Source organism: Curtobacterium flaccumfaciens pv. betae (assembly GCF_026241855.1).
In the GTDB taxonomy this organism is placed as follows: Bacteria; Actinomycetota; Actinomycetes; order Actinomycetales; family Microbacteriaceae; genus Curtobacterium; species Curtobacterium flaccumfaciens.
On record NZ_JAPJDC010000001.1, the window covers coordinates 510,073 to 531,716 of the forward strand.

Consider the following 21,644-nt stretch of genomic DNA (forward strand, 5'->3'; position numbering starts at 1 on the left):
TCGCATGGTCTTCATCATGGCGTCCCCGTCGCGATGATCTTCGCGATGGTCTGTTGTGCGGTGGCATCTCGGGACAGGTAGCCGACACCGCTGTCCGGGAACATGTCGTGCCCGGTGACGGCGCTGCCGCCAGGGGAATCATCAGCGCCGAACGTTTCGACGTCCGGAAGGTCGCGTGGATCGGTCCGTCCGATCCGGCCGAGGATCGCTGTGTGGTCAGCGGACCCCTCGGTCGCGTACACGTGGTCAACGTTGAGATGCTCGGGAGTCGTGGTGTCGGTGAATCCGACGGAGCCGTACGTGACGAGCGAGTCGACCCGGTACCGAGTCTGCGCGAGCGCTTCGGCCGCGGTGGTGGACCCGTAGGAGTGCCCGAGGACGGTCAGCGACCGCGGCGCGCTGCCGCGGCTGTCGTGGATGCCGTCGAGGAACGAGGCGAGGTTCGCCCCACCCGCGGTCGCGCGCGCCTGACTGGGGACTTCGACGGCGCCCGGTGCGTGGTACCCGATCCAGGACACGACCGCGAATGATTCAGACCGGCGCTGTTTCCACGCGGTGCCCAGAAGACCGTTGGCGGCGCGGACCTTCTCGTCCATGCTGTCGACGGCAGTTGTCGCCCCGGGGACGTTGACCGTCACGTTCGACGCGGTGTCCAGGTCGCCGAGGACGACTGCGGCGACGAGCGCGCCGTCCGACACGCCGAAACCCACGAGCTGCGCCACGGCCTTCGACGGGCTCTGGATTCTGCGCGCGAGGTCGTCGGCGTCACGGAGGCCGTCTCGAAGCGCCACCACCTGCTTCCGGAACTCGTCGAGGGTGACCGCGCCGTAGGTGTACGGCAGCCCCATCAGCCGGTACAGCCGCTCCGGGTCTCGTACCGCGGCCGAGAGGACGGCCCGGGACGCGATGTCGCGCTGCGCTGCCGGGACGCCGTCGAGTCCTGCGAACTGCAGCTGCGTGGTCAGGGGCAACGCCCGGACGTCGGCGTCGGTGAAGCCGAGCGCGGCCCAGGCCGCTGCGACCTCCGCCGGGGTCAGGGACGGATCGAGCAGCCGCTGCAGCCCGGGCGGGAGTTTGGAGGTGCCGGCGACGTCGAGTGCAGCGTTCGCGAGGGAACCGCCGCCAGCGGCCCTGAACGCGCTCGCGATCCGATCGATCCACGACGCGTCGTCGGCGTTCTCGGCAAGGTAGTCGGCGAAACCACCTGACAATGACGCCCCGTCGACCGGGACCCAGCTGCAACGGTTGCGGAACACAGCCCACGCGTTGCGCATCCGCACGAGATCCTGCTCCGTCGAGGAGTCCTGCACCCGGGCCACGGCAGCGAACTTCCGCAGCCGAGCGGGATCTGCCCCGCTCCGTCCTCCGGACCGGCCACCGGTGCGCTGCCGCGAGCGCGCGCTGAACACCGCGGACACCGGAGAAGGTCGCTGCGGCGTGCCCGATGGTTCAGGGTCGAACACCGAGCTGCTCCAGTCGAGCACGGGTTGCAGCGGGAGCCCGCCACCGGCGCGCACCAGGTCACGGTCGGCTTCGCGCTGCCGCCACGCGGCGACGTCCGCCAACCGCTCGCGTTCGGTGTCCGCCTGCCGCTGCGCGGTCCGAACCTGTTCGACCAGGGAATCGAGCGCCGTCGCCAACCGGGTTCGGTCTCGTGACTCCGTCACCCGAGCGGCCTCGAACAGCCGCGAGTAGGCGCCGTCGAAGTCGTGCAGTGCGGCCTCGGCGTTGTTCCGTCGTGGTTGGGCGCTGGCACGCAGCGAGAGCGCCACCTCGGCTGCGCAGTCGGCCAACCGCGACGCGGCTGCGTCGTCGAACTCGATCCCCATCGTCCCCCCACCATCCGAACTGGTCGATGGGGGAAACGTAGCATTTCAGCGGTGCAGTACGAAATGACAACGATGCGCTTGTGGGAAACAACAAACCGCCGCCCACTGGGAGTGGACGGCTGTCTGGTGAGCGGGCTGGCTAGAAGGCAACTCCGCGTGCACCCATGAAGGGCACCGGGTCGGTGGTGGCGCCGTTGATGTGCACCTCGACGTGGCTGTGGCAGCCGGTCGACGCCCCGGTGGAGCCGACGAGCGCGATGAGCTGTCCCGCCGCGACTCGCTGGCCCTGGGTGACCCGGAAGCCACCGTTGACGATGTGCCCGTAGGCGGTCTGCACGCCGTTGCCGTGGCTGATCCGGACGTAGTTGCCGTACCCGCCGTACCAGCCGACGTAGTCGACGGTGCCGGCCGAGGCCGCGACGATGGGCGTGGAGCAGCCGCTCGCCAGGTCGGTGCCCTCGTGCATGGTGACGACGCCGGTGATCGGGTGCACGCGGTACCCGTAGGGGCTGATGACGTAGCCGCTGGCCGGGCGGACCCAGCCGGTCCCGGAGCCCGCGCCGACGGAACCGCCGCCGCCCGAGCCGCTGCTCCCGGTCGAGCCGCCACCCGACGACGAGCCCCCGCCGGAGTTCGCGGCTGCCGCTGCTGCCGCCGCCGCTGCGGCCGCGCGCTGTGCCGCTTCGCGCGCAGCCTTCTCCTCCGCCGCCTTGCGGATGCGCTCACCCTTGGCGAACTCGGCTTCGGTCCGGACGCGGCCGGAGGTCAGGGTCGCGAGCTGGGCGTCGAGTCGGGCCTTGTTGGACTGCTGTTCGTCGTAGGCGGCCTGCACGGCGTCGGATGCCGCCTGGGCTTCCTGCATTCGGTCTTCGGCCTCGGCAGCGAGGTCGCCCAGCGCTTCGGCGGCGCGGTCGGCCTGCGCCTCGAGCGAGCTGGCGACGGCGGCGTCGGCGCTCGCGGCGGCCTGGACACGCTCGGCCTGCTCGGAGAGCTTGCTCAGCGCACCGAGGTTGTACAGCAGATCACTGGCGTCTTCGCCCTGGGTGATCACCGAGGTGGTGACGTCGGCGCCCCCGGAGCGGGACATCTGCGCGGCGAACTGCCCGGCCTGCGCGGCGCTCTGGTCGGCGACCTTCGCGTGCTCCTTCGCGTCGGTGCGGAGCTGCTGTTCCTTCTCGGCCGCGGTCTGGGCCTTGCGCTGCGCCTTGTAGAACACGTCACCGAGCTTCTTGGCCTTGGCCTCGGCAGCGTCGACCTTGGCGTCGAGCTCGCTGATGATGCCCCGGATCTCGGTGATCTGCCCCTGCTTCGCGGATTCCTTGCCGCGGGCGGACTCCACTTCGTCCCACGTGGGGTAGGTCACCGCCTGCGCGGCCGGAGTGTCGGCGATGACCGTGCCGACGAGGCCCGCGAGCGCCAGACCGGTGACGGCGAGGCGCAGGCGCACGGGGACACGGTGGGCGCGGGGGCTGGTGGGGCGAGACATCGAGCACGAGCCTATACATCCGTACAGCGAGCATCGGACGGCAACGCGCCGCTGTGGACAACTTCAGCAGTGCATCAGAAGCCGCGGTCGCGTCGGATGACGTCGGCGCTCCCGACGACGTCGCGCCGCAGGATGGCCTGCCCCGCGGTGCCGGCGTAGTCGTAGACGTCGAACCCGGTGCAGTGGGTGATCGTCGCCGGGGGCCCGAGCGAGTCCTCGACCGCGGTGGTCCAGAGGTCGTGCGACCCGACCACCACGAAGCTCGGGTCGGCGTCGCGGTAGGCCCCGAGGTCGACGAGCCAGGGGTACGTCTCGAAGGTGTCCCGGACCTGCAGCAGCCCGACGTTCCTCGACGCGTAGGTGGCGAGGGGCCGGACGGTCCAGAACTGCCCGACGCCGGTGACCTGGCGCCCGTCGGCCCAGCGGTCCAGGCACGCCGCCGCCGGGTACTGCGCGGTCGCCACGGCGTGGGCGGTGCCGGGGGCCACGGCGATCCCGGTCGCGAGCACGGCGGCCATCGCGACCGCCACCCCGGCCCGGACCCCGCGGTGCGGGCGGTGCACGCGGGTGCGGCGGACCGCGGTGCGGGTGAGCTCGGCCACGGCGACGAGCGCGAGCAGCGGTGCGGTCACGATCGGCTGCAGGTAGCGCGGGGTCTCGGACCCGGCGACGACGACCCCGACGGACACGGCGACGACGGTCACCAGGGGCAGCAGGGTCGCGACCAGCACGGTGCGTGCGGTGCGGACCCGCCAGGCCCAGACCGTGCCCCCGACGGTGACGAGCACCCCGGCGAACAGCAGCAGGAGCCCGAGGTCACCCGGTGCCGTGCCCGCCCGGTCGTCGGTCAGCGCCGCGAAGAACCGCAGGGTCTCCCCGGCCCGCGACGGCTGCACGTACGTCGCCGGGTCGAGGGAGACGAACGGCCGGAGCGGGATCCGCACCAGGTACCCGACGACCGATCCGACCGTGACGGCACCGGCGAGCAGCGCGGCCGGACGCCACGGCACCCGCCGCGCCAGCACGAGGAGCCCGAGGGTGACGACGACGGGAGCGGCGGACCACGGCACGTACAGCGGGTTCGACGCGGTCGTGCACGCGGCGACGAGTCCGAGCGCCACGAGCAGGGGCACCGACGCCCGGCCGAGGCGCACCGCCCGCAGCACGAGCACCGCGGTGCCGAGCATCGCCAGCACGGCGCCGTAGTAGTAGGTCGTGGTGAGCAGCAGGGACGCCAGCTCGAGCGACGTGGCCGTCGCCGACGACTCGGTCAGCACCAGCAGGGTGACCAGACCGAGCGCCCCGGCCGACACCGCGATCCGGGCGGGGCGCCCGGCGGACGGCATCAGCTCGTTCGCGGCCGCCCGCACCAGGGCGTAGACGGCGAGGAGCACGAGCACCCCGTTCAGCGCCAGGGCCTGCTGCGGCGTGGCGGTCACCAGCGAGCAGAACAGGTACACGGGCAGCTCGGGGAAGAAGAACAGCGCGGGCGACATGGCCCACTCGAACGGCTGGCCGGCCTGCAGCGAGCGCTGGACGAGCGGCAGCAGCACCGAATCGCCGTCGTACCAGAGCAACGCGACCCGCTCCGTCGCGATGACGTGGCGCAGGGCGACGACGGCCAGGGCCAGCGCGACCAGGCCGCCCAGGGCCTCCCGTCCGATCGTGACGGCCACCTCGCCGGGCCGCCGGTCGCCGGACGGAGCCGGCTCCACGGCGGGGCGGCGCGGTGCTCGGGACATGCCCCGGAGCGTACCGAGGCCGCCTCGGTGCCGGCACCCCGCGGCCCACAGGCTGGGGGAGCGCGTTGCGGGTCCGACCGACTACCCTTGTGGGCTGTGACCGACGCGCGCGAACAGTTGATCCAGTACATCTCCTCCGAAGCGGTGTTCCACGGCGACTTCACCCTGACCAGCGGGAAGAAGGCGACGTACTACATCGACCTGCGGAAGGTCAGCCTGGACCACCGCGTCGCGCCGCTGATCGGGCAGGTCATGACCGAGCTCGTGCAGCAGGTGCCGGACGTCTCCGCCGTCGGCGGCCTCACCATGGGCGCCGACCCCATCGCCAGCGCCGTCCTGCACCAGGCCGCCGCCCAGGGCCTGACCTACGACGCCTTCGTCGTCCGCAAGGAGCCGAAGGACCACGGCCGCGGTAAGCAGGTCGAGGGGCCGGACCTCAAGGGCAAGCGCGTCGTCGTGCTCGAGGACACCTCCACCACCGGCGGCTCGCCGCTCAAGGCGGCCGAGGCGCTCGAGCGCGAGGGCGCGATCGTCGCCGCCGTCGCGGTGGTCGTGGACCGGGACACCGGTGCCAAGGAGACGATCGAGGCGGCCGGCTACCCGTACTTCGCGGCCATCGGGTTGGCTGATCTGGGGCTGACCGCGTGACCGAGGAGCGTCCGGACGACGCACGCGAACCCGACGGCACCGCCGGCCCGGCAGACGGGGACGACGGCCTGGAGGCTCGGCGTGCGTCCGGCTCGGACGCTCCGTTCCAAGGTCTCCGCAGCGCTGCGGACATCTTCGGTGCTCCGCGCGGCGAGGAGGACTGGCCGTCGCGACGGGAGCGCCGCGAGGCGGAGCGCACCGCCCGCGAGACGGGCGCGCCGCTGCCGGAGCCCTTCGTGGCCGAGGGCGAGGCGGAGGCTGCTGAGCCTGCTGCTGCTCCTGCGGCGCCTGAGCCTGCTGCTCCGGCGCTCGACGACGGCGCGACCCAGGCCATCTCGATGCCGCCCGAGTTGCTCGCACCCTCCGAGAACCCCGACGCCGTCGTCGAGCACGAACGCTCCACACTGCACGACCGGATCCCCGCCGCCGCCGACGCCCCGCCGGACTCCACCGCGCCGCACCCGTCGTCGATCGTGCTGCCGACGGCGCAGACCCACCGGGACGAACGTGCCGCCGCGTCGAAGGCCATCGAGGACGAGCGTCGCCGCGTCGACCCGTTCGGTGAAGGTCGTGCCGACGTCGACTGGCTCGGCCGCGCGACCGGGAACCACCCGGAGTCCGTGTCGCCCGCTGCTCCCGCTGCACCCCAGCCCCTCGGCGTCGAGAACGTGCTGCCCCCGACCGAGGAACCACCGACCTTCACCGACCTGCTGCGCATCACCAGCACCGGGCCGGTCCCCACGCAGACCGGCGCGCACGACCGGCCGTTCGACTGGGCGATCGGTGACGACGAGCCCGGCGAGGTCCCGGCGACGCTGACCACCGACTCGTTCGACACCACGGCGCTGTCCGCCGGGTCCTGGTCGCTCGCCGACGAGTCCGACGACGAGGACGAGGTCGTCGCCGGCGAGGTCGACACTCCGGCCTCCGGGCTGCCGCAAGCACCGCGGACCTACCCGGTGCCGCCGGCGGTCCCCGTGCCGCCGGTGGTGCCCCCGGCCATCCCGGCAGCGCCCGTGTCGGACACGGCTGCTCCGGCTGCCGTGCCGGATGCCGATGCCGATGCCGATGCCGCTGCCGCTGCCGCTGCCGCTGCCGCTGGTGCTCCGTCGGAGGCGACCGAGGCCGTGGACGCACCCCGTCGGCCCGCCGGAGACGACGTGACGGACGCGACCGAGGGCCTCCAGACCGACGCCCCGACCACCGCGATGCCTGCGGCCGGGACCCCCTGGTGGTCCGAGCCCGAGGCGACCGTTCCGCCGACCGCCGCACCGCCCCTCGTCGAACCCACCGGTGCACAGGAGTACCCGGCGCACCTGCCGCCGTCGGTGGGGCAGGACCTCGACGCCGTTCTGGGACTGCGTGGGAACGACACCGGTCCGCAGCCGGAGCCCCTGCCCGCCGCGGCGCCGGACGACCTGGACCAGTCCGAGTGGAACGGCCGCGAGACCAGCGACACGAGCGCCATCAAGGACCTCTTCGGCACCGAGGCGGTCGGGCAGCTCGGTGGCACCGGCTACGACCCCGAGGACACCGGGACGCGGATGATGCCGGCGGCTGCCGTGCCGGCGGCTGCCGCCGCTCCTGCTGCTGCCCCCGCGCCCGCTGCGGCCGGACGGCCCGCCGGCGGTCCGGACCGGCCGTCCGGCGAACGCGACAACTTCATCAACGAGGGCTTCGCGCGGCTGCGGAACGAGGGCAAGCGCGGCAAGCAGCTGCTGATCTACGGGTCGATCGCGCTGATCCTCGTGCTCATCGTGCTGGTGTTCCTGCTGTCGAAGTGGATCCTCGGCAACAACATCGCCGACCAGGCCGTGCCGACGAAGTCGCCGGCGGCCGCTTCGGCGCCGGCGACACCGAGTGCTGCGCCGTCAGCATCGGCCTCGCAGTCGAGCGAGGCCGCCGCGCCCGCCGCCACGCTGCAGTTCGCCACGACGCCGGCGTTGCCCGGCGAGCACCCGTGGACCGATCTGGCCGGCGGGGAGTGCCTGTCGCCGTTCACGAACGCGTGGTCGCAGACCTTCACGGTGGTGGACTGCGCGACGCCGCACATCGGGCAGCTGACCGCACGACTCCCGGTCCAGGGCGACACCTACCCGGGCACCGAGGCCCTCGCGACCCAGGCCGCCGACCAGTGCCAGTCCGACGCGGCGCTGAACGCCTCGGCCGCCGCTGCCGTGGGCGACGTGCAGGTGCAGGGTTCCTACGCGCCGGACCAGGCGACGTGGGACCAGGGTGACCGGTTCATCTCGTGCTTCGTGACGCGCTCGTCGGGGCAGCCGCTGACCGGGTCGTTGGCGCCGGGGGCGTAGGCGCGGGTCGCTCGTCGGCGCGGGCGGTCGGTCGGGCGGCGGGGGTCCGACGCGGAACGACGATGTCGACGTCGTACGACAGCGACATCGTCGTTTCGCGTCCGCGTCCGCGTTTGCTTCCGCCCGCGACCGCCGGCGTCGCTCGACAGCGCGCGGGTGTCAGGCGCTCGCGGGCACCTTCGCCGACACGTCGGACAGCGTCTGCAGCTCGTCGACGCTGAGCTCGAGCTCCGCCGAGGCCAGCAACGCCGGCAGCTGCTCGGTGTTCCGGGCGCTCGCGATCGGCGCGACGACGTCGGGCTGCGCCTGCAACCAGGCGAGTGCGACGGTGGCGATCTCGGAGCCGTGCGCGTCGGCGATCGAGGACAGCGCGTCCACGACGGCGAGCCCCTCGTCGGTGAAGTACCCGGACACCTGGCCCTCGCGGTCCTTGCCGGCGAAGTCGTCCTTCGAGCGGTACTTGCCGGTCAGGAACCCCGCGGCGAGCGAGAAGTACGGCACGACGCCGAGTCCGTGCTCGTGCGCGAGCGGCGCGATCTCCGCCTCGTACGGCTGGCGGGTGACCAGGTTGTAGTGCGGCTGGATGGCGACGGGCTGGGCGAGGCCGTTCTCCGTCGCGATGCGGATCCACTCCGCGGCGCGGTCCTTCGAGTAGTTCGAGATCGCGGTGTAGCGGACCAGGCCGTCCTGCACGAGCTGGTCGAAGGCGCGGACGGTCTCCTCGAGCGGGGTCGACTGGTCGTCGAAGTGGGCGTAGTACAGGTCGATCCGGTCGGTGCCGAGGCGCTCGAGGCTGGCGCGGGCGGCGGCGGCAACGGTGTCCGCGGCGAGGCCCTGGAACTCCGGGTGCTGCGAGCCCTTCGTGGCGATAACGACGTCGTCCCGCTTGCCCGAGGCACGGAGCCACGAACCGATGACCCGCTCGGACTCACCGCCCGAGTTGCCCGGCGCCCAGGCCGAGTAGACGTCCGCGGTGTCGATGAAGTCGCCACCGGCCGCGGTGTAGGCGTCGAGGACCTGGTGCGAGGTCGACTCGTCCGCCGTCCACCCGAAGACGTTGCCGCCGAGGGCGAGGGGGAACACGTGCAGGTCACTGGTACCGATGCGGGGCATGCGGAGGTCCTTTCGTGGTCGTGGGTGCGGTGGGAGCGGACCGCACGTCTCCCGACGCTATGCCCCGATGCTTGACACGGCCCCGGCGCGAGGGGCTTCGATGGAGGGATGACCACGCTCACCGACGCCCTCGCCGACCCGCGATCCTCCGCCCGGCTGCAGGCCGTGATGGCCGCGGGCACCACCCCGGACCCCGCGGACCTCGAGGCGCTCGTCGCGCAGTGCGCCGTCGAGCCGGACTTCTTCGTCCGCGACATGCTGACGTGGGCACTCACCCGGCACCCCGCCGACGACGTCGTGGCCCGCGTGCTGCCCGAGCTCGAGCGCCCCGAGCCGCAGGCCCGCAGCCAGGCGCTCCACACCCTGTCGAAGATCGGTGACCCGGACGCGTGGCCGGCGGTGCGACCGCTGCTCGGGGACCACGACGACGAGGTGCTCCGCGCGGCCTGGCGGACGGCCGTCGCACTGGTGCCGGACGACGAGCGGGCGTCGCTCGCGCGGACCCTCGCGGTGCAGCTCGGCATCGGCGACCGCGAGCGTCGGCTCAGCCTGTCCCGTGCCCTGGTGGGCCTCGGCGAGGACACCGTCGGACCCGTCCTCGCCTCGGCCGCCGAGCGGGGGACCGAGGCCGTCCGGGAGCACGTGCGCGAGACCGAACGACTGCTGCACGACCCGGACGCCGCATCTGCGCTCGCCCTCGAACGCGCCCGGCGCGAGGTCGCCCTCGGCCGGACGCGGTCCGTCAAGGGCTAGGGCCGTCGGGCGCGCCCGGCCGGGAGCGCCGGGTGGTCACGAAGCGTCGCCGCCACGGTCGTGGGGCGGTCGTGGGGCGGCCGTGGGGCGGCTGCGGGGTGGGCGCGTCGCGCGGTCACGACACCCCGTGGGTGGGGTCCCGAGTGGTCGCGAACCGTCGGCTGCGGGGCTCCCGGGCGACAGTTCGTGACCGGTGGGGGAAGGTGAGCGGGGTGTCGTGACCGGTGGGGCACCGGACGGGAGGCGCGTGGCGGCTGGGCGCCGGGCCTCCCGTCCGACGCCACGCGCGTTCGCGGGCCGCGGTGCGGTCACGACACCCCGTGCGCTGGGCGCCGGGTGGTCGCGAACCGTCGGCTGCGGGGCTCCCGGGCGACGGTTCGTGACCGGCGGGGGAAGGTGAGCGGGGTGTCGTGACCGGTGGGGCGCCGGACGGGAGGCGCGTGGCGGCGGGGCACCGGGCCTCCCGTCCGACGCCACGCGCGTTCGCGGGCCGCGGTGCGGTCACGACACCCCCTTGGGTGGGGTGCCGGGTGGTCGCGAACCGTCGGTTGCGGGGCTCCCGGGCGACAGAGCGTGACCAGTCGGCAGACCTTAGCGGGGTGTCTTGACCGGCCGGCCAACGCACGCCCACCAGCGCACGCCAGCCGCCCGGCCCGTGCAGCGGGGTCAGTCGCCGTCGGGCGCGAGCCAGATGGACGACGCCGCCGCGGCCGGCAGGTCGACCAGGGACTCAGAGCCGTCGGTGGCCCGCCGCGACACCGCGATGACGCCGGCGTAGTCCCGCACCCGCTCGACCCGCAGGTGCGTGCCCAGCCCCACCCCGAGCTCGTCGAAGTACCGCAGCAGCGAGGGGTCGTCGTCCGAGACACGGTCGACGGTGCCGCACGCTCCCGGCTCGATCGCACCGAGGAGGGTGCCGGGGGAGTCCGGCACGATGCCGTCCGCACCGGGGATCGGGTCGCCGTGGGGGTCGTGCGTCGGGTGGCCGAGGTCCGCGTCGACCCGGTCGAGGAACTGCTCCGACACCGCGTGCTCCAGGGCCTCGGCCTCGGTGTGGACCTCGTCCCACGAGTAGCCGAGCCGCTCCACCAGGAACGTCTCGATCAGCCGGTGCCGCCGGACCATCGCCACCGCGACCTGCTGCCCGAGCGGGGTGAGCACGACGCCGTAGTACGGGGTGTGCTCGATCAGGCCGTCGCGGTCGAGCTTCTTGAGGTTGCCCGACACCGTCGACGCCGACACCTTCAGGGACGCCGCGATGTCGCGCGTCGCCAAGCCGGGTCCGCCGCGCTCGCTGGCCTTCCAGATGAGCTTGACGTAGTCCTCTGCCATGGTGGACAGGGAGGGCAGGCGCATACCGCCAATCGTACGTCCCGCCTGGTACAACCAGCAGATGACCACCACCGCCCCCGTCCGAGCCCCTCGCCGTCGCTGGCCGGTGCCCCCGTCGCTGCTGCTCGGGCTCGCGCCGATCGTGGTCTTCGCCGCGATCAGCGCCTGGCGGTCACGGCCGAGCGACGACTACGCGACCCTCGGGCAGACGGTCGACAGCGTCGTGCACGCCCTCGTCATCCCCGAGGGCATCGCCGTCGCGGCACTCGCCCTGTTCGTCACGGCGCTCGGCTGGTGGCGCATCGCCACGGTCGACCCGGTCCGGACGCGACTCCGGTGGACGATGGTCGCGCCGATCCTCGTGCTCGTGGTGTGCGTCGTCCGGCTGCCCCTGATCGACTGGACCGCGCTGCCCGCGCACTACTTCCTGCTGCTCGCCGTCGGGGTGCTGTTCGTCGGGGTGTTCGAGGAGCTCATGGCCCGCGGCACCCTGCTCGTGGGGCTGCGGCGGCGCCTGCCGGAGACGGGTGTGTGGGCCCTGTCCTGCGCGCTGTTCGGGCTGCTGCACCTGCTCAACGCGCTTGCCGGTGCCGGCATCGGGCCGACGCTGGTCCAGGTCGTGTTCGCGGCGTCGTTCGGGTCGACGCTGTACGTCGCGCGTCGGCTGACCGGGTCGCTGCTCGCCCCGGTGCTGCTGCACGCCTTCTGGGACTTCGGGTCGATCGGGTTCACGGCGACCACGGACCCGGGCGACTTCGGGAAGCTGACCCTGCTCGGCCTGATCGGGCTGTTCTCGTTCGGGGTGCTCGCATTCGGCATCGTGGCCGGCGGGGTCATCGCCTGGTACGACGACCGGCCCCGTCGGCTCGCGAAGCGGTGGCGGACGGTGCCGCCGATGGCGGCGGTCGTGGTGCCGGGAGGCGAGCCGCGCCTCCAGGTCGACGTGGTCTGAGGGAACGGATCCGACGCGGCGCGACGACGGATGCGGCGCCGACGGGCGCTGGGCGACCGCGCGTGGACGCGACGGTGCCCCGGAGCGCAGGACGCTCCGGGGCACCGTTCGGTTCCGTGTCGGTCGGCCCGACGCTGCGTGTCGGTCGGTCCGACGCTCCGTGTCAGTCCTCCCGACGGCGGAGCTGTCGACGACGGATGACGACCAGTGCGACGCCGGCCATCAGGAACACGATCGCGGCGATCGTGACCCCGGTGAGCTGCACGCCGGTGAAGGCCAGGCGCTTCGCGGACGGATCGGCCGCGGACGGGTCGGCGGCAACGGTCTGCCCCGCGCCCGCGGCTCCGGCTGATGCGCTCGAGGCCGGCGCCGCCCCGCTGCCCGTGCCGCTACCGGTGCCTGTACCTGTACCCGTACCGGTGCCGGCTCCGGATCCCGCGCTCGAGCCCGTCCCGCCGCCGGTCCCCGCGTGCGGCTTCGCCGTGGGCTTCGGGGTCGGCTTCGGGGTGACGGCCGTCGACACGATCCGCGAGACCGCACCCGTCGTCGTGTTCAGCAGCACCTCGCGGTGCTGCGGGTGCGTGAAGTCGAACATGCCGCGGAGGGACCCCGCCCGAGCGTCGAACGACTGGTCACCGATCCGGCCCGTCGACCAGTTGTCCTCGATGAACTTCGTGGTCGAGGTCTGCTCGATGGCGGTGTGGTCGACGTGGTTCTGCTTGGCGAACGGCGAGATGACCAGGTACGGCAGCCGCTGCGAGGGGCCGCACCGGTCGAGGTACCCGCCGGCGACACCCACCTTGGTCGCAGCCGAGGTGCAGACCGTGGTGTCGTTCGAGGAGTCCGTTGAGCCGTTCAGGATGGTGGGCGCGACGTGGTCGTACCAGCCGTCCGAGTCGTCGTAGTTGATGACGATGGCCGTGCTCGACCACTCCGGCGACTGCTCGATCTCGTTGATCTTCGACGTCAGGAACTTCTGCTCGTCGAGCGGGTCGGAGTAGGCGGCGTGCCCGTCCTGGGCTTCGGGGGCCTTGAGGAACGACACGGCGGGCATCCGGTGCTCGGCGAGGGCCGTGTCGAACGAGGACAGGTCGTACTGGTGGTTCGCCCGGTCGGTGGAGCCGATCATGCGGTCGCTCGTCGGCGCGAGGTGGTGCGGGTTCGACGTCGACGCGTAGTACGCGAACGGGTTGTGGTGTGGCGAGTAGTCGTTGCTGACCGACCCGCCCACGTTCGTCGTGGTGGCGTCGCACTTGGCGAGCGTGCCGGTGCCCGCGTACGCCGTCGTCGGGGCGAAGCCACCCTGGAACCAGCCCCAGGTGACCCCCTTCGCGTTGAGCAGGTCGCCGATGTTCTTGCCCGACATCTTCACCAGGTTCGACGTCGACGTGCGGTCCTTGTCGGAGCAGTCGTCGTAGGCGGGGTCCGGGTCGGCCGTGACGGTGCCCTGGCCCGCGGCGTCCTTCGCGACGACGGAGGTCGAGGTCGGCACCGTGGCGCCGGTGACCGAGTCCACGCCCGTGCCGCCGTGGGTGTTGCCGCTGATCAGGTTGAGCGCTCCGGGGGTGGAGGGGCCGAAGCCGGTGTCCCAGGCGTTGTCGCTCATCGCGTAGTTCTGGGCGTAGTTCCACAGCCCGGTGGTGGTGTTGCCGTCGTAGTAGTCCATCGTCAGGCCCGGCGACCCGTACAGCCCCGTGCAGGTGTCCACCGAGGTGCTCTCGACGAACTTGTCCATGGCACCACCGGCGACGGCCTTCTGCTCGGGCAGGTAGTTGTGGTTCTGGTCACAGGTGAGCGCCTGGGCCGGCGTCAACCGTGACGGCGCGTAGGCGTTCGGGTTCTTCGTCAGGGTGCCGGAGGACGCGAGCGTGTTCACCGTCGGCGTGCCGCGCCCCGCGGTGAAACGGGTGCCGTCGGTGTTCGCGGCCTTCGGGTAGGTGCCGAAGTAGTGGTCGAACGACACGTTCTCGTCGTACATCACGACGACGTGCTTGACGGGGGTGGTGGTCCGCAGGGAGTTGTCCGCGGCGGACGCCGACTGCGGGAGGGCGATGGCCGTCCCCGCGACGGCCGCCAGGGCCATGATGGCGAGCGCGCCCTGTTGGATGCGTCGTTCGGAAGGTCGGAACACGAGGAACCTCTCACTGGTCGGGACGGTGGGGATGGGGAAGCAGTGGGGCCGGCGGGCCCGGTCAGGTGCGTGCGAACAGTCGACGGCCCAGCCAGTCGTCCGCGTGGCGGACCCCGGGCAGGGCGAAGAAGTAGCCGCCACCGACCGGCGACACGTAGTCGACGAGGGGCTCGTCGACCAGGCGCTTCTGCACGGCGACGAACTGCCGTTCCAGGTCGGCCTGGAAACAGGCGAACAACAGGCCCATGTCGAGGTCGCCGTTCGTGTCGGTGCCGTTGTCGTAGTTGTACGGGCGTCGGAGCATCTGCTGCGCACGGGCTTCGGCCGTGCGCGGGTTCGCCAACCGGATGTGCGCGTCCATCTGGATCACGTCACCGGTCGGGTCGTCCTGGTACCGCGGGTCGTCGAACTCGCCGCTGCGGGTGAGCGGGGCACCGGAGTCGCGGTGGCGGCCGATCATGTTCTCCTGCTCGTGCAGCGAGACGCGGTCCCAGAACTCGACGAACATCCGGATGGTCCGCACGACGTGGTAGCTGCCCCCGGTGACCCAGTCGGGTTCGCCGTCCTGTCCGCCGCGGGTCCAGACCAGGTCGTCCATCTCGCTTCGGTCGGCGGTGGAGGGGTTGCCCGTGCCGTCCTTGAACCCGAGCAGGTTGCGCGGGGTGCCGGAGGGGCGGGGCGGCGAGGCGAAACCGTCCTGCCGCCAGCGCACCTGCATGCCGCCGCGGGTGGCCCGGGCGATGTCGCGGACGGCGTGCAGGACGGTGTCGGTGTTGTGCGCGCACACCTGCAGCAGCAGGTCGCCGTCCGAGATCGACCGATCGAGGTCGTCGTTCGGGAAGTCCTCCATCGTCCGCAACCGCGCCGGGCGCTGCCCCGCCAGACCGTACCGGTGGTCGAACAGCGAGGCACCCACGCTCGCCGTCACGGTGAGCCCGTCGGCCGCGACCTCCGGTCCGAGCACACCGGAGTCGGCCGGCGGCGCGGTGATCCCGACGTCGGCGGGCGTGCCGCCGCGGGTGAGGAAACGGGCCCGCTCGGTGATCGTCCGGAGCAGGTCGGCCAGGTCCCCGCGGCTGGCCGCGGTCACGTCGAACGCCAGGAACGCCGACTGTCGCTGCGCCGGTGTGGTGATCCCGGCCTGGTGGGCGCCGTGGAACGCGTACGAGGCCGCGTCGGCACCGCCGGTGGTCGCGGCTGCTGCCTGGAGGCCCGTCCCGCCCCCGACGGTCAGGGTCGCTGCCGCCGCAGCGGCTCCGGCACCGGCCCCGACCGCGCTGGTCAGGAACGCGCGACGGCCGAGCCCGCGGGCTCCCGTGGTGGTCGGTTTCCGGTCGTCCGGACCACCGGCCGGGCACGCGCTGCCGTCGGCGGGCAGCCCGAGGCTGGCGTGCGCCTCGGCCATCCGTCGGTACGTCGCCGCGTCCATCCCGCGTGGGTGCTGCCGGCGCCGGGGGTCCTGCTGGATCTGGGGGGCCTGCGGGCCTTGGCGCTGCGGTCGTTCGGTCACGAGGTCCTCCTCGGGTCGCAGATGGCGGCGACGGGAGCGAGCCGCTCGAGTGCGGCGTCGAGGTCGGCGTCGAGGTGCTCGCGGTCGGCCCGGCCGAGACCGTCGAGGGTGTCCCAGCTGCCGTCGGTCCGTCGGTGCCGTCCGACGTCGGCACGGAGGGTCGCCAGCGCACGATCGGTGGCCGGCAACCCCGGGTAGCGGCTCCGCAGGATCGGCCGGAGCGGCTCGAGCGCGTGTTCCGTCCCGCTGATGTTCGCGTCGATCGTGGCCAGAGCCGTGTGGCTGCCGGCGTCGGTCACCCCGGTCGCCTCGAAGCGCAGCGCGTTCTCGAGGATCTCGTGCGCGCGCAGGCCGACGTCGAGCGGGTCGACCCGCTGGGTGGGGAACGTCCGGCGCAGGTGCGCGACCGCGGCGACCAGGGCGTCGGCCGGCGCGACGGCACGGCTGCTGGGGCCGCCCGACCACAGCAGTGCCTCGACACGGTGGAACCCGGCCAGGTGCTGGTCGTCGAGCGCGGTCCGTCCGGCTGCGGGGACACCGTCGATCGCGGTGTCGTCGTCGCCGAACGCCCCGTAGGCGGCTCCGAGCTGCTCGTACTCGCGGTGACCGACCAGCCAGTCCCGCTGCGCCGCCCGGACGTCGCCTGCACGGACGTCGGCGTCGAGCGCACGCACGTCGTCGAGCAGCGCCGGCAGGCGGCTCTCGATCCAGGTGCCGTAGGACTTCGCAGCGGGGATCAGGTCGTCGCGGGTGACCGGGACGATCCCCGGGGTCTCGTCGCTGACGTGGGCGGCACCGCGCAGGTGGACGACCGGTCCGGTGCTCGGGTTCGCGTCGGCGGGCAGGCAACGGAAGCGGTACTGGCCGCGCGGGAGTCGGACGCCGTAGTCGTGCGTCGCGCCTGCCCCCAGCCCCTCTGCGTCGAGGTAGACCGCGCCGCTCGTGGGGTCGACCAGCTGCACCTCGATCCCGGCGACGGACGTGTTGTGGATCCGGAACGTCTGCGGGCCGGCGAGGGCGCGGTCCGGACTCGCCGGCCACCCCGCACCGCAGGCGTCGGTGCCGGCCTGCACGGAGGCCGCCGCCGTGTGCGGCGCCGACGAGGGGACCAGGTGCGGCGCGACGATCGCGGTCCCCACGAGCGCTCCGAGCGCGCCGACGACCACTGCCGTCGTGGCACGAACCGACATCGGCACCGATGACCCCATCCTGTAGCGATTCACAGAAAACCCTGATCAGGCCCGCTTTGGGCTCCAATCAGGGCAACCTTAGGATCGCTCCCGGGGTAGTTTTCCCGTCGTTCACCGCGGAACGGTTCTGTTCACCCGATCGTCATCAGGGCGGTCGGCAGCAACCGACCCGCCGTCGGGCTCGCGCTAGAGCTCGACCTCGAAGGGCTCGGTGCGCACGAGCTCGTGCACGCCGGAGATGACCTCGCTCGGGCGGAACGGGTACCGGTCGATCTCCGCCTGGTCGCTGATGCCCGTCATCACGAGCACGGTGTGCAGCCCCGCCTCGATGCCGGCTTGCACGTCGGTGTCCATGCGGTCGCCGATCATGCCGGTGTTCTCGGAGTGCGCCCCGATCCGGTTCATCGCGGAGCGGAACATCATCGGGTTCGGCTTGCCCACCACGTAGGGCTGCTTGCCGGTGGCCTTCTCGATCATCGCGGCGATGGCGCCGGTCGCCGGCAGGACCCCCTCGGCGCTCGGGCCGGTGGCGTCGGGGTTCGTCACGATGAAGCGGGCGCCGGCGCGGATGAGCCGGACGGCCTTGGTGATCGCCTCGAACGAGTAGTTGCGGGTCTCGCCGACGACGACGTAGTCGGGAGCGGTCTCGGTCATGATGAACCCGGCTTCGTGCAGAGCGGTCGTCATGCCGGCCTCGCCGATGACGAACGCCGAGCCGCCGGGCATCTGTGACTTGCAGAAGTCCGCGGTCGCCAGCGCACTCGTCCAGATCCGCTCCTCGGGCACGTGCAGGCCCGAGCCGCGGAGCCGGGCGCTGAGGTCGCGCGGCGTGAAGATCGAGTTGTTCGTCAGCACGAGGAACTCGGTGCCGTCGTCGAGCCACTGCTGGATGAGCTCCGGGGCGCCGGGGAGCGCCTGGTTCTCGTGGACGAGCACGCCGTCCATGTCGGTCAGCCAGCACTCGACGTCGTCTCGGGTCGCCATGGGCCTCACCTTACTGCGCGGGGGTTCGCGCCCACCGTCCCGGGCTCGGTAATCACCATCAACGATATTCAGAACATGAATAATCGATGTGGAATGCAATGTGTGCGTACGCTGCCTGTTGGGGCGGTCCTCGTCCCCACGATCTGCGGGACATCAGCCTCGCGAGAACAAGGAGACCCATGCGATCTCGAAGTAGAGCGCGCATCGCCGTGTCGACGCTGGCTACCGCTGGCGTCGTCCTCGGTCTTGCCCTGCCGACCGCCCCGGTGGCGGCGAGCGAGCCGGAAGGGCCCGACGGCACCGCATCCGCCGCGCCGCAGAGCACGGTCGCCGTCGCGATCGACGTCACGAAGGACGGCAACGGCCCCTTCACCCCGACGGACGGCGCTGGTGGTGACGCGAGCGAGGAGAACGGCATCGTCCGCACGATGGACGCGGTCACGTACCGCGTCTCCCTCAACTCGAACGACGGCACCAGCACGAACGAACGCTTCAGCGTGACCGCCCCCGCCGGCACGTCGTGGGCAGGGGTCCCGACCATCTGCGCCGGCCCCGGCTCTGCGGTCTCGGGGGCCGTGCTGACCTGCAACATCGGCACGCTCGGAGAAGGCCGGACGGTCTCCGTGCCGATCGTCCTCGGCGTCTCGGGCGACTTGCAGAACGGCGACACGCTCGCCGTCCCGGTGACCGCGACCGCGGACGAGGCCGAGAACGGGACCGTCACCGCGGTCGCCGACGCCGTCACGGTGTCCGCAGCCGCGCGCTACAACCTGAGCAAGAACGTCCACGCGTCATCGCTCCGGACCGACGTCACCGGTCCGGACGGAACGACGAAGGGGCTGCAGCTGATCTACCCGATCGCCGTGGACTGGCAGCCGCTCGTGCCCGGACAGGGGCTCCTCGGGTTCGAGAAGAGCGCCGGCCCGATGACGTTCTCGGACGACCTCTCCCAGATCCTCGGCGCCGTGCCCTCCGATGCGGTCCTGTGGAACGGCGGCAACCCCGTCTGCGGCCCGAACGAGCCGGGTGACTGGCGGATGGGCGGCCTGCCCGGCGGCAGCGGCGGCGGCGAGCAAGCGGTCACGGACTCCGGCGCGTTCTCCTGCGAGCAGTCGGCCCCCGGCCGGGCGGTCGACGTCACGATCACCGGGACGGTCACGGACCCCGAGCACGTCCCCTCGAGGAGCCTCACGAACGGGCCGATCGCCGGCGGCGCCAAGCCCTACTTCGTGAGCGGCTACATCAGCCTCTGGATGCGCAACCCTCCGACCGGGACCTCGGTCGAGTCGGTCAACACCTTCACGCCGCTGCAGACCACGTCCGTCAGCGGAGCGCCGAACTTCCCCGGCGGCACGGAACCGACGGGTGACAACTCCGCCGAGCGCAACGTCCTCGAGTACGCAGACGGCTCCGCGCAGAAGCGGCTCCTCCGGGTCATCGGCGACGGGCGGGCCGTCGAGCGGGGCTCTGCTCGCGACGGCGACCCGTGGGCCACCCCGGGCACACTGCTCCGGAGCGACGTCAGCGCCTCCAACAGGGGGCTGGCGTCGTTCGAGAACGCGATCCTCTGCGACACCTTCGACCGCGACACGCAGCACGTCACCCGCGTCGGCGGCGGCGGGGTCGCGGCGTTCACCAGCGGCATGACCAGCGCGAAGGTGCAGTACGCCGCGTACGACATGACCGCTCCCTCCGCGGGCCAGAAGGCGACCTGCGACGACGAGGACGGCCCTTGGTACGACCAGCCGGAAGACGTCCCCGGCGGCATCGACGCCGTCGGAGCGGTTCGCGCGACCGGCGACGTCCCCGGTGGCAGTGACGGCACGCTCTACAGCTACGTCACCACCGAGGACGCCGCGGACGGCACGCGGGCCTACGACTTCGGTCACGCGTGGTTCGGTGACCGCTCAGAGCGCTGGGCGCACGACGTCTGGTCCGACGCGGACCTCGGTGCCGGTCCCCTGTCCGACAGCGTCATCCTCACCGAGAACCTCGCCCGGATCCAGAAGAAGATCGTCGACCCGGGCCACGACGCGGCCGACACCCCCGACGAGACCACCTTCACCGTCGCCGGCGACACCGTCGACTACGCCCTGTACCCGTCGCTCACGAACGGCAACACCACGGGGAAGGAGACCTCCGTGACGGTGCGGGACGTGCTGCCGAACCACGTGACCTACGTCGCCGGCAGTGCCTCCGAGGTACCGGAGATCGACACCACGAAGGACGACGACGGCAACGACGTCCAGCGTCTCACCTGGACGACCGCGGTCCGGCCGAACGAGGCGATCGACCCGATCACGTACACCGCCGCGGTCTCGAAGCTCGCCCCGGCGGGGGCGATCACCAACGTGACGGACATCGCTTCACCGACGGACAAGTCGCCGCAGGCCTTCCGCAACGCCCAGCGCGCCGTCCAGGTCGTCGCCACCGGCGGGGTCGGCGTCGAGAAGACCGCCGTCGAGCCAGTCGTCGTGTCGGGGGACCACCTGGAGTGGGACCTCGGGTACACGAACATCGACGCCACCCCGATCGACGGGCTGGACGTCATCGACGTCCTTCCGTACCGGGGGGACACCCGCAACTCCACCTTCCACGGCACGGTCGGACTCGCCGAGCCGATCGCGGTCGCCACCGCAGCCGGTGAGCGCGTCCGCTACACGAGCCGCGACCCGCGCGACGTCGTGCTTGACGCCGCTGACCCGTCGAACCAGGGCGGCGGCACCACCACCTGGTGCTCGGCGTCGGCGTTCGGCACCGAGGGGTGCCCCGCCGGGCTCGCGGACGTCACGGCCGCGCGCATCCTGCGGACCGCCCCCGTGGGAGTGGGCGAGACCGTCACGCACCGGGTCGTGGTCGCGACGGCGGGCCAGCGCGACGGTGACGCATACACGAACCGGTTCGGCCTCCGCGCCTCGAACCTCGCGCTCCCGGTCCAGTCCAACCCGGCGACGGTCACCGTCGTGGCCGGTTCGATCGGCGACTTCGTGTGGTCCGACGAGGACGGCGACGGTCTGCAGGACGACGACGAAGCCGGCATCGCGGACGTCTCGGTCCGCCTCACCGGCTCGGACGACCGCGGCGACGCCGTACGCCGGACCACCACCACGGACGGCGACGGCGAGTACACCTTCGACGACCTGCGCCCCGGCTCGTACAGCGTGCACTGGACGGCACCGGACGGTCGGGAGTTCACGAAGGAGCTCGTCGGCGACGACCGCGCGATCGACTCCGACGCCGACGCCTCCGGCGTGACCGCCCCCGTCGAACTCGCCGCGATCCGTTCCGACGAGGGCCAGCTCGAGCACATCGAACAGGACTGCACCGTCGACGCGGGGCTCCTGCCCGCAACGGACACACCGACCGGACCGCCGGTGACGCCAGGCGGCCCGGGAGCGCCCGGCACGCCCGGACATCCCGGGAACGCCGGGAACGCCGGGAGCGCCGGGTCTTCGGGAACACCCGGCGGCCGTGACGACGCGGAGGCGGCGGGTACCGGCGACGGATCCCGCGGCCCGGCACGCGGCGGACTGGCGTTCACCGGAGCCGACGGACTCGGACTGGCGGCGGTGACAGCGGTGCTGCTCCTGGCCCTGGGTGGCCTCCTCGCGGCGCGCAGACGTCGCACCCGCGGATCGAGCCAGCGCTGAGCAGTGGGGCCG

Annotated in this window: 14 protein-coding genes; 5 read left to right on the forward strand and 9 right to left on the reverse strand. The window is 72.5% G+C overall.

Annotated elements, in window-relative coordinates:
- Positions 1-14: 14 nt before the first annotated feature.
- The 3 genes from ORG17_RS02540 to ORG17_RS02550 all read right to left on the reverse strand — a co-directional run bounded on the left by ORG17_RS02540 (position 15) and on the right by ORG17_RS02550 (position 5,057).
- The gene (locus tag ORG17_RS02540; RefSeq protein WP_214527486.1) at positions 15-1,829 is read right to left on the reverse strand and encodes an alpha/beta hydrolase; all 1,815 of its coding nucleotides are present in this window, start codon (positions 1,827-1,829) and stop codon (positions 15-17) included.
- A 139-nt stretch (positions 1,830-1,968) separates the two neighbouring features.
- Entirely contained in the window at positions 1,969-3,315 is a 1,347-nt protein-coding gene (locus tag ORG17_RS02545; RefSeq protein WP_214527487.1) for a M23 family metallopeptidase, read from the reverse strand.
- 74 nt (positions 3,316-3,389) lie between these two features.
- A complete protein-coding gene (locus tag ORG17_RS02550) occupies positions 3,390-5,057 on the reverse strand; it encodes a hypothetical protein (RefSeq protein ID WP_214527488.1) in 1,668 nt (555 codons plus the stop codon).
- Between the two features lie 96 nt (positions 5,058-5,153).
- On the opposite strand from ORG17_RS02550, the gene pyrE reads away from it, so the two are divergent.
- Positions 5,154-5,705, forward strand: coding sequence for an orotate phosphoribosyltransferase (pyrE, locus tag ORG17_RS02555; RefSeq protein WP_027464850.1), 552 nt, complete (start codon positions 5,154-5,156; stop codon positions 5,703-5,705).
- Positions 5,702-8,017 carry a septum formation family protein gene (locus tag ORG17_RS18215; protein WP_214527489.1) on the forward strand — a complete coding sequence of 772 codons (2,316 nt, stop codon included), beginning with the start codon at positions 5,702-5,704 and terminating at the stop codon, positions 8,015-8,017. The genes pyrE and ORG17_RS18215 overlap by 4 nt, the downstream gene beginning before the upstream one ends.
- Positions 8,018-8,176: 159 nt before the next feature.
- On the opposite strand, the gene ORG17_RS02565 is transcribed toward ORG17_RS18215, so the two are convergent.
- Complete coding sequence (locus ORG17_RS02565; protein WP_214527490.1) at positions 8,177-9,130, reverse strand: aldo/keto reductase; 954 nt, start codon at positions 9,128-9,130, stop codon at positions 8,177-8,179.
- 108 nt (positions 9,131-9,238) lie between these two features.
- On the opposite strand from ORG17_RS02565, the gene ORG17_RS02570 reads away from it, so the two are divergent.
- The gene (locus ORG17_RS02570; RefSeq protein WP_214527491.1) at positions 9,239-9,883 is read left to right on the forward strand and encodes a HEAT repeat domain-containing protein; all 645 of its coding nucleotides are present in this window, start codon (positions 9,239-9,241) and stop codon (positions 9,881-9,883) included.
- A gap of 666 nt (positions 9,884-10,549) precedes the next feature.
- On the opposite strand, the gene ORG17_RS02575 is transcribed toward ORG17_RS02570, so the two are convergent.
- Positions 10,550-11,239 (reverse strand): metal-dependent transcriptional regulator, encoded by a 690-nt coding sequence (locus ORG17_RS02575; protein WP_027464846.1) that lies wholly within the window; start codon positions 11,237-11,239, stop codon positions 10,550-10,552.
- 37 nt (positions 11,240-11,276) lie between these two features.
- On the opposite strand from ORG17_RS02575, the gene ORG17_RS02580 reads away from it, so the two are divergent.
- On the forward strand, positions 11,277-12,167 hold the full coding sequence (locus tag ORG17_RS02580) for a CPBP family intramembrane glutamic endopeptidase (RefSeq protein ID WP_214527492.1): 891 nt from the start codon (positions 11,277-11,279) through the stop codon (positions 12,165-12,167).
- 163 nt (positions 12,168-12,330) lie between these two features.
- On the opposite strand, the gene ORG17_RS02585 is transcribed toward ORG17_RS02580, so the two are convergent.
- From ORG17_RS02585 to ORG17_RS02600, 4 genes are all read right to left on the reverse strand, one after another.
- Positions 12,331-14,298 carry a phospholipase C gene (locus ORG17_RS02585; RefSeq protein WP_301565296.1) on the reverse strand — a complete coding sequence of 656 codons (1,968 nt, stop codon included), beginning with the start codon at positions 14,296-14,298 and terminating at the stop codon, positions 12,331-12,333.
- A gap of 61 nt (positions 14,299-14,359) precedes the next feature.
- Complete coding sequence (gene efeB / locus ORG17_RS02590; protein ID WP_301565295.1) at positions 14,360-15,808, reverse strand: iron uptake transporter deferrochelatase/peroxidase subunit; 1,449 nt, start codon at positions 15,806-15,808, stop codon at positions 14,360-14,362.
- The gene (locus ORG17_RS02595; protein ID WP_214527504.1) at positions 15,805-16,998 is read right to left on the reverse strand and encodes an EfeM/EfeO family lipoprotein; all 1,194 of its coding nucleotides are present in this window, start codon (positions 16,996-16,998) and stop codon (positions 15,805-15,807) included. The genes efeB and ORG17_RS02595 overlap by 4 nt, the downstream gene beginning before the upstream one ends.
- A gap of 186 nt (positions 16,999-17,184) precedes the next feature.
- Positions 17,185-17,982 carry an HAD-IIA family hydrolase gene (locus ORG17_RS02600; protein ID WP_027464991.1) on the reverse strand — a complete coding sequence of 266 codons (798 nt, stop codon included), beginning with the start codon at positions 17,980-17,982 and terminating at the stop codon, positions 17,185-17,187.
- A 179-nt stretch (positions 17,983-18,161) separates the two neighbouring features.
- Between ORG17_RS02600 and ORG17_RS02605 the strand changes: the two genes are divergently transcribed.
- A complete protein-coding gene (locus ORG17_RS02605) occupies positions 18,162-21,632 on the forward strand; it encodes an SdrD B-like domain-containing protein (protein WP_214527493.1) in 3,471 nt (1,156 codons plus the stop codon).
- Positions 21,633-21,644 lie beyond the last annotated feature (12 nt).

What these genes read in the sequence shown, in the direction of transcription:
- ORG17_RS02540 (WP_214527486.1), bottom strand. Translation starts at nt 1,829, where the DNA reads ATGGGGATCGAGTTCGACGACGCAGCCGCGTCGCGGTTGGCCGACTGC.
- ORG17_RS02545 (WP_214527487.1), bottom strand. Translation starts at nt 3,315, where the DNA reads ATGTCTCGCCCCACCAGCCCCCGCGCCCACCGTGTCCCCGTGCGCCTG.
- ORG17_RS02550 (WP_214527488.1), bottom strand. Translation starts at nt 5,057, where the DNA reads ATGTCCCGAGCACCGCGCCGCCCCGCCGTGGAGCCGGCTCCGTCCGGC.
- ORG17_RS02565 (WP_214527490.1), bottom strand. Translation starts at nt 9,130, where the DNA reads ATGCCCCGCATCGGTACCAGTGACCTGCACGTGTTCCCCCTCGCCCTC.
- ORG17_RS02570 (WP_214527491.1), top strand. Translation starts at nt 9,239, where the DNA reads ATGACCACGCTCACCGACGCCCTCGCCGACCCGCGATCCTCCGCCCGG.
- ORG17_RS02575 (WP_027464846.1), bottom strand. Translation starts at nt 11,239, where the DNA reads ATGCGCCTGCCCTCCCTGTCCACCATGGCAGAGGACTACGTCAAGCTC.
- ORG17_RS02580 (WP_214527492.1), top strand. Translation starts at nt 11,277, where the DNA reads ATGACCACCACCGCCCCCGTCCGAGCCCCTCGCCGTCGCTGGCCGGTG.
- ORG17_RS02595 (WP_214527504.1), bottom strand. Translation starts at nt 16,998, where the DNA reads ATGTCGGTTCGTGCCACGACGGCAGTGGTCGTCGGCGCGCTCGGAGCG.
- ORG17_RS02600 (WP_027464991.1), bottom strand. Translation starts at nt 17,982, where the DNA reads ATGGCGACCCGAGACGACGTCGAGTGCTGGCTGACCGACATGGACGGC.
- ORG17_RS02605 (WP_214527493.1), top strand. Translation starts at nt 18,162, where the DNA reads ATGCGATCTCGAAGTAGAGCGCGCATCGCCGTGTCGACGCTGGCTACC.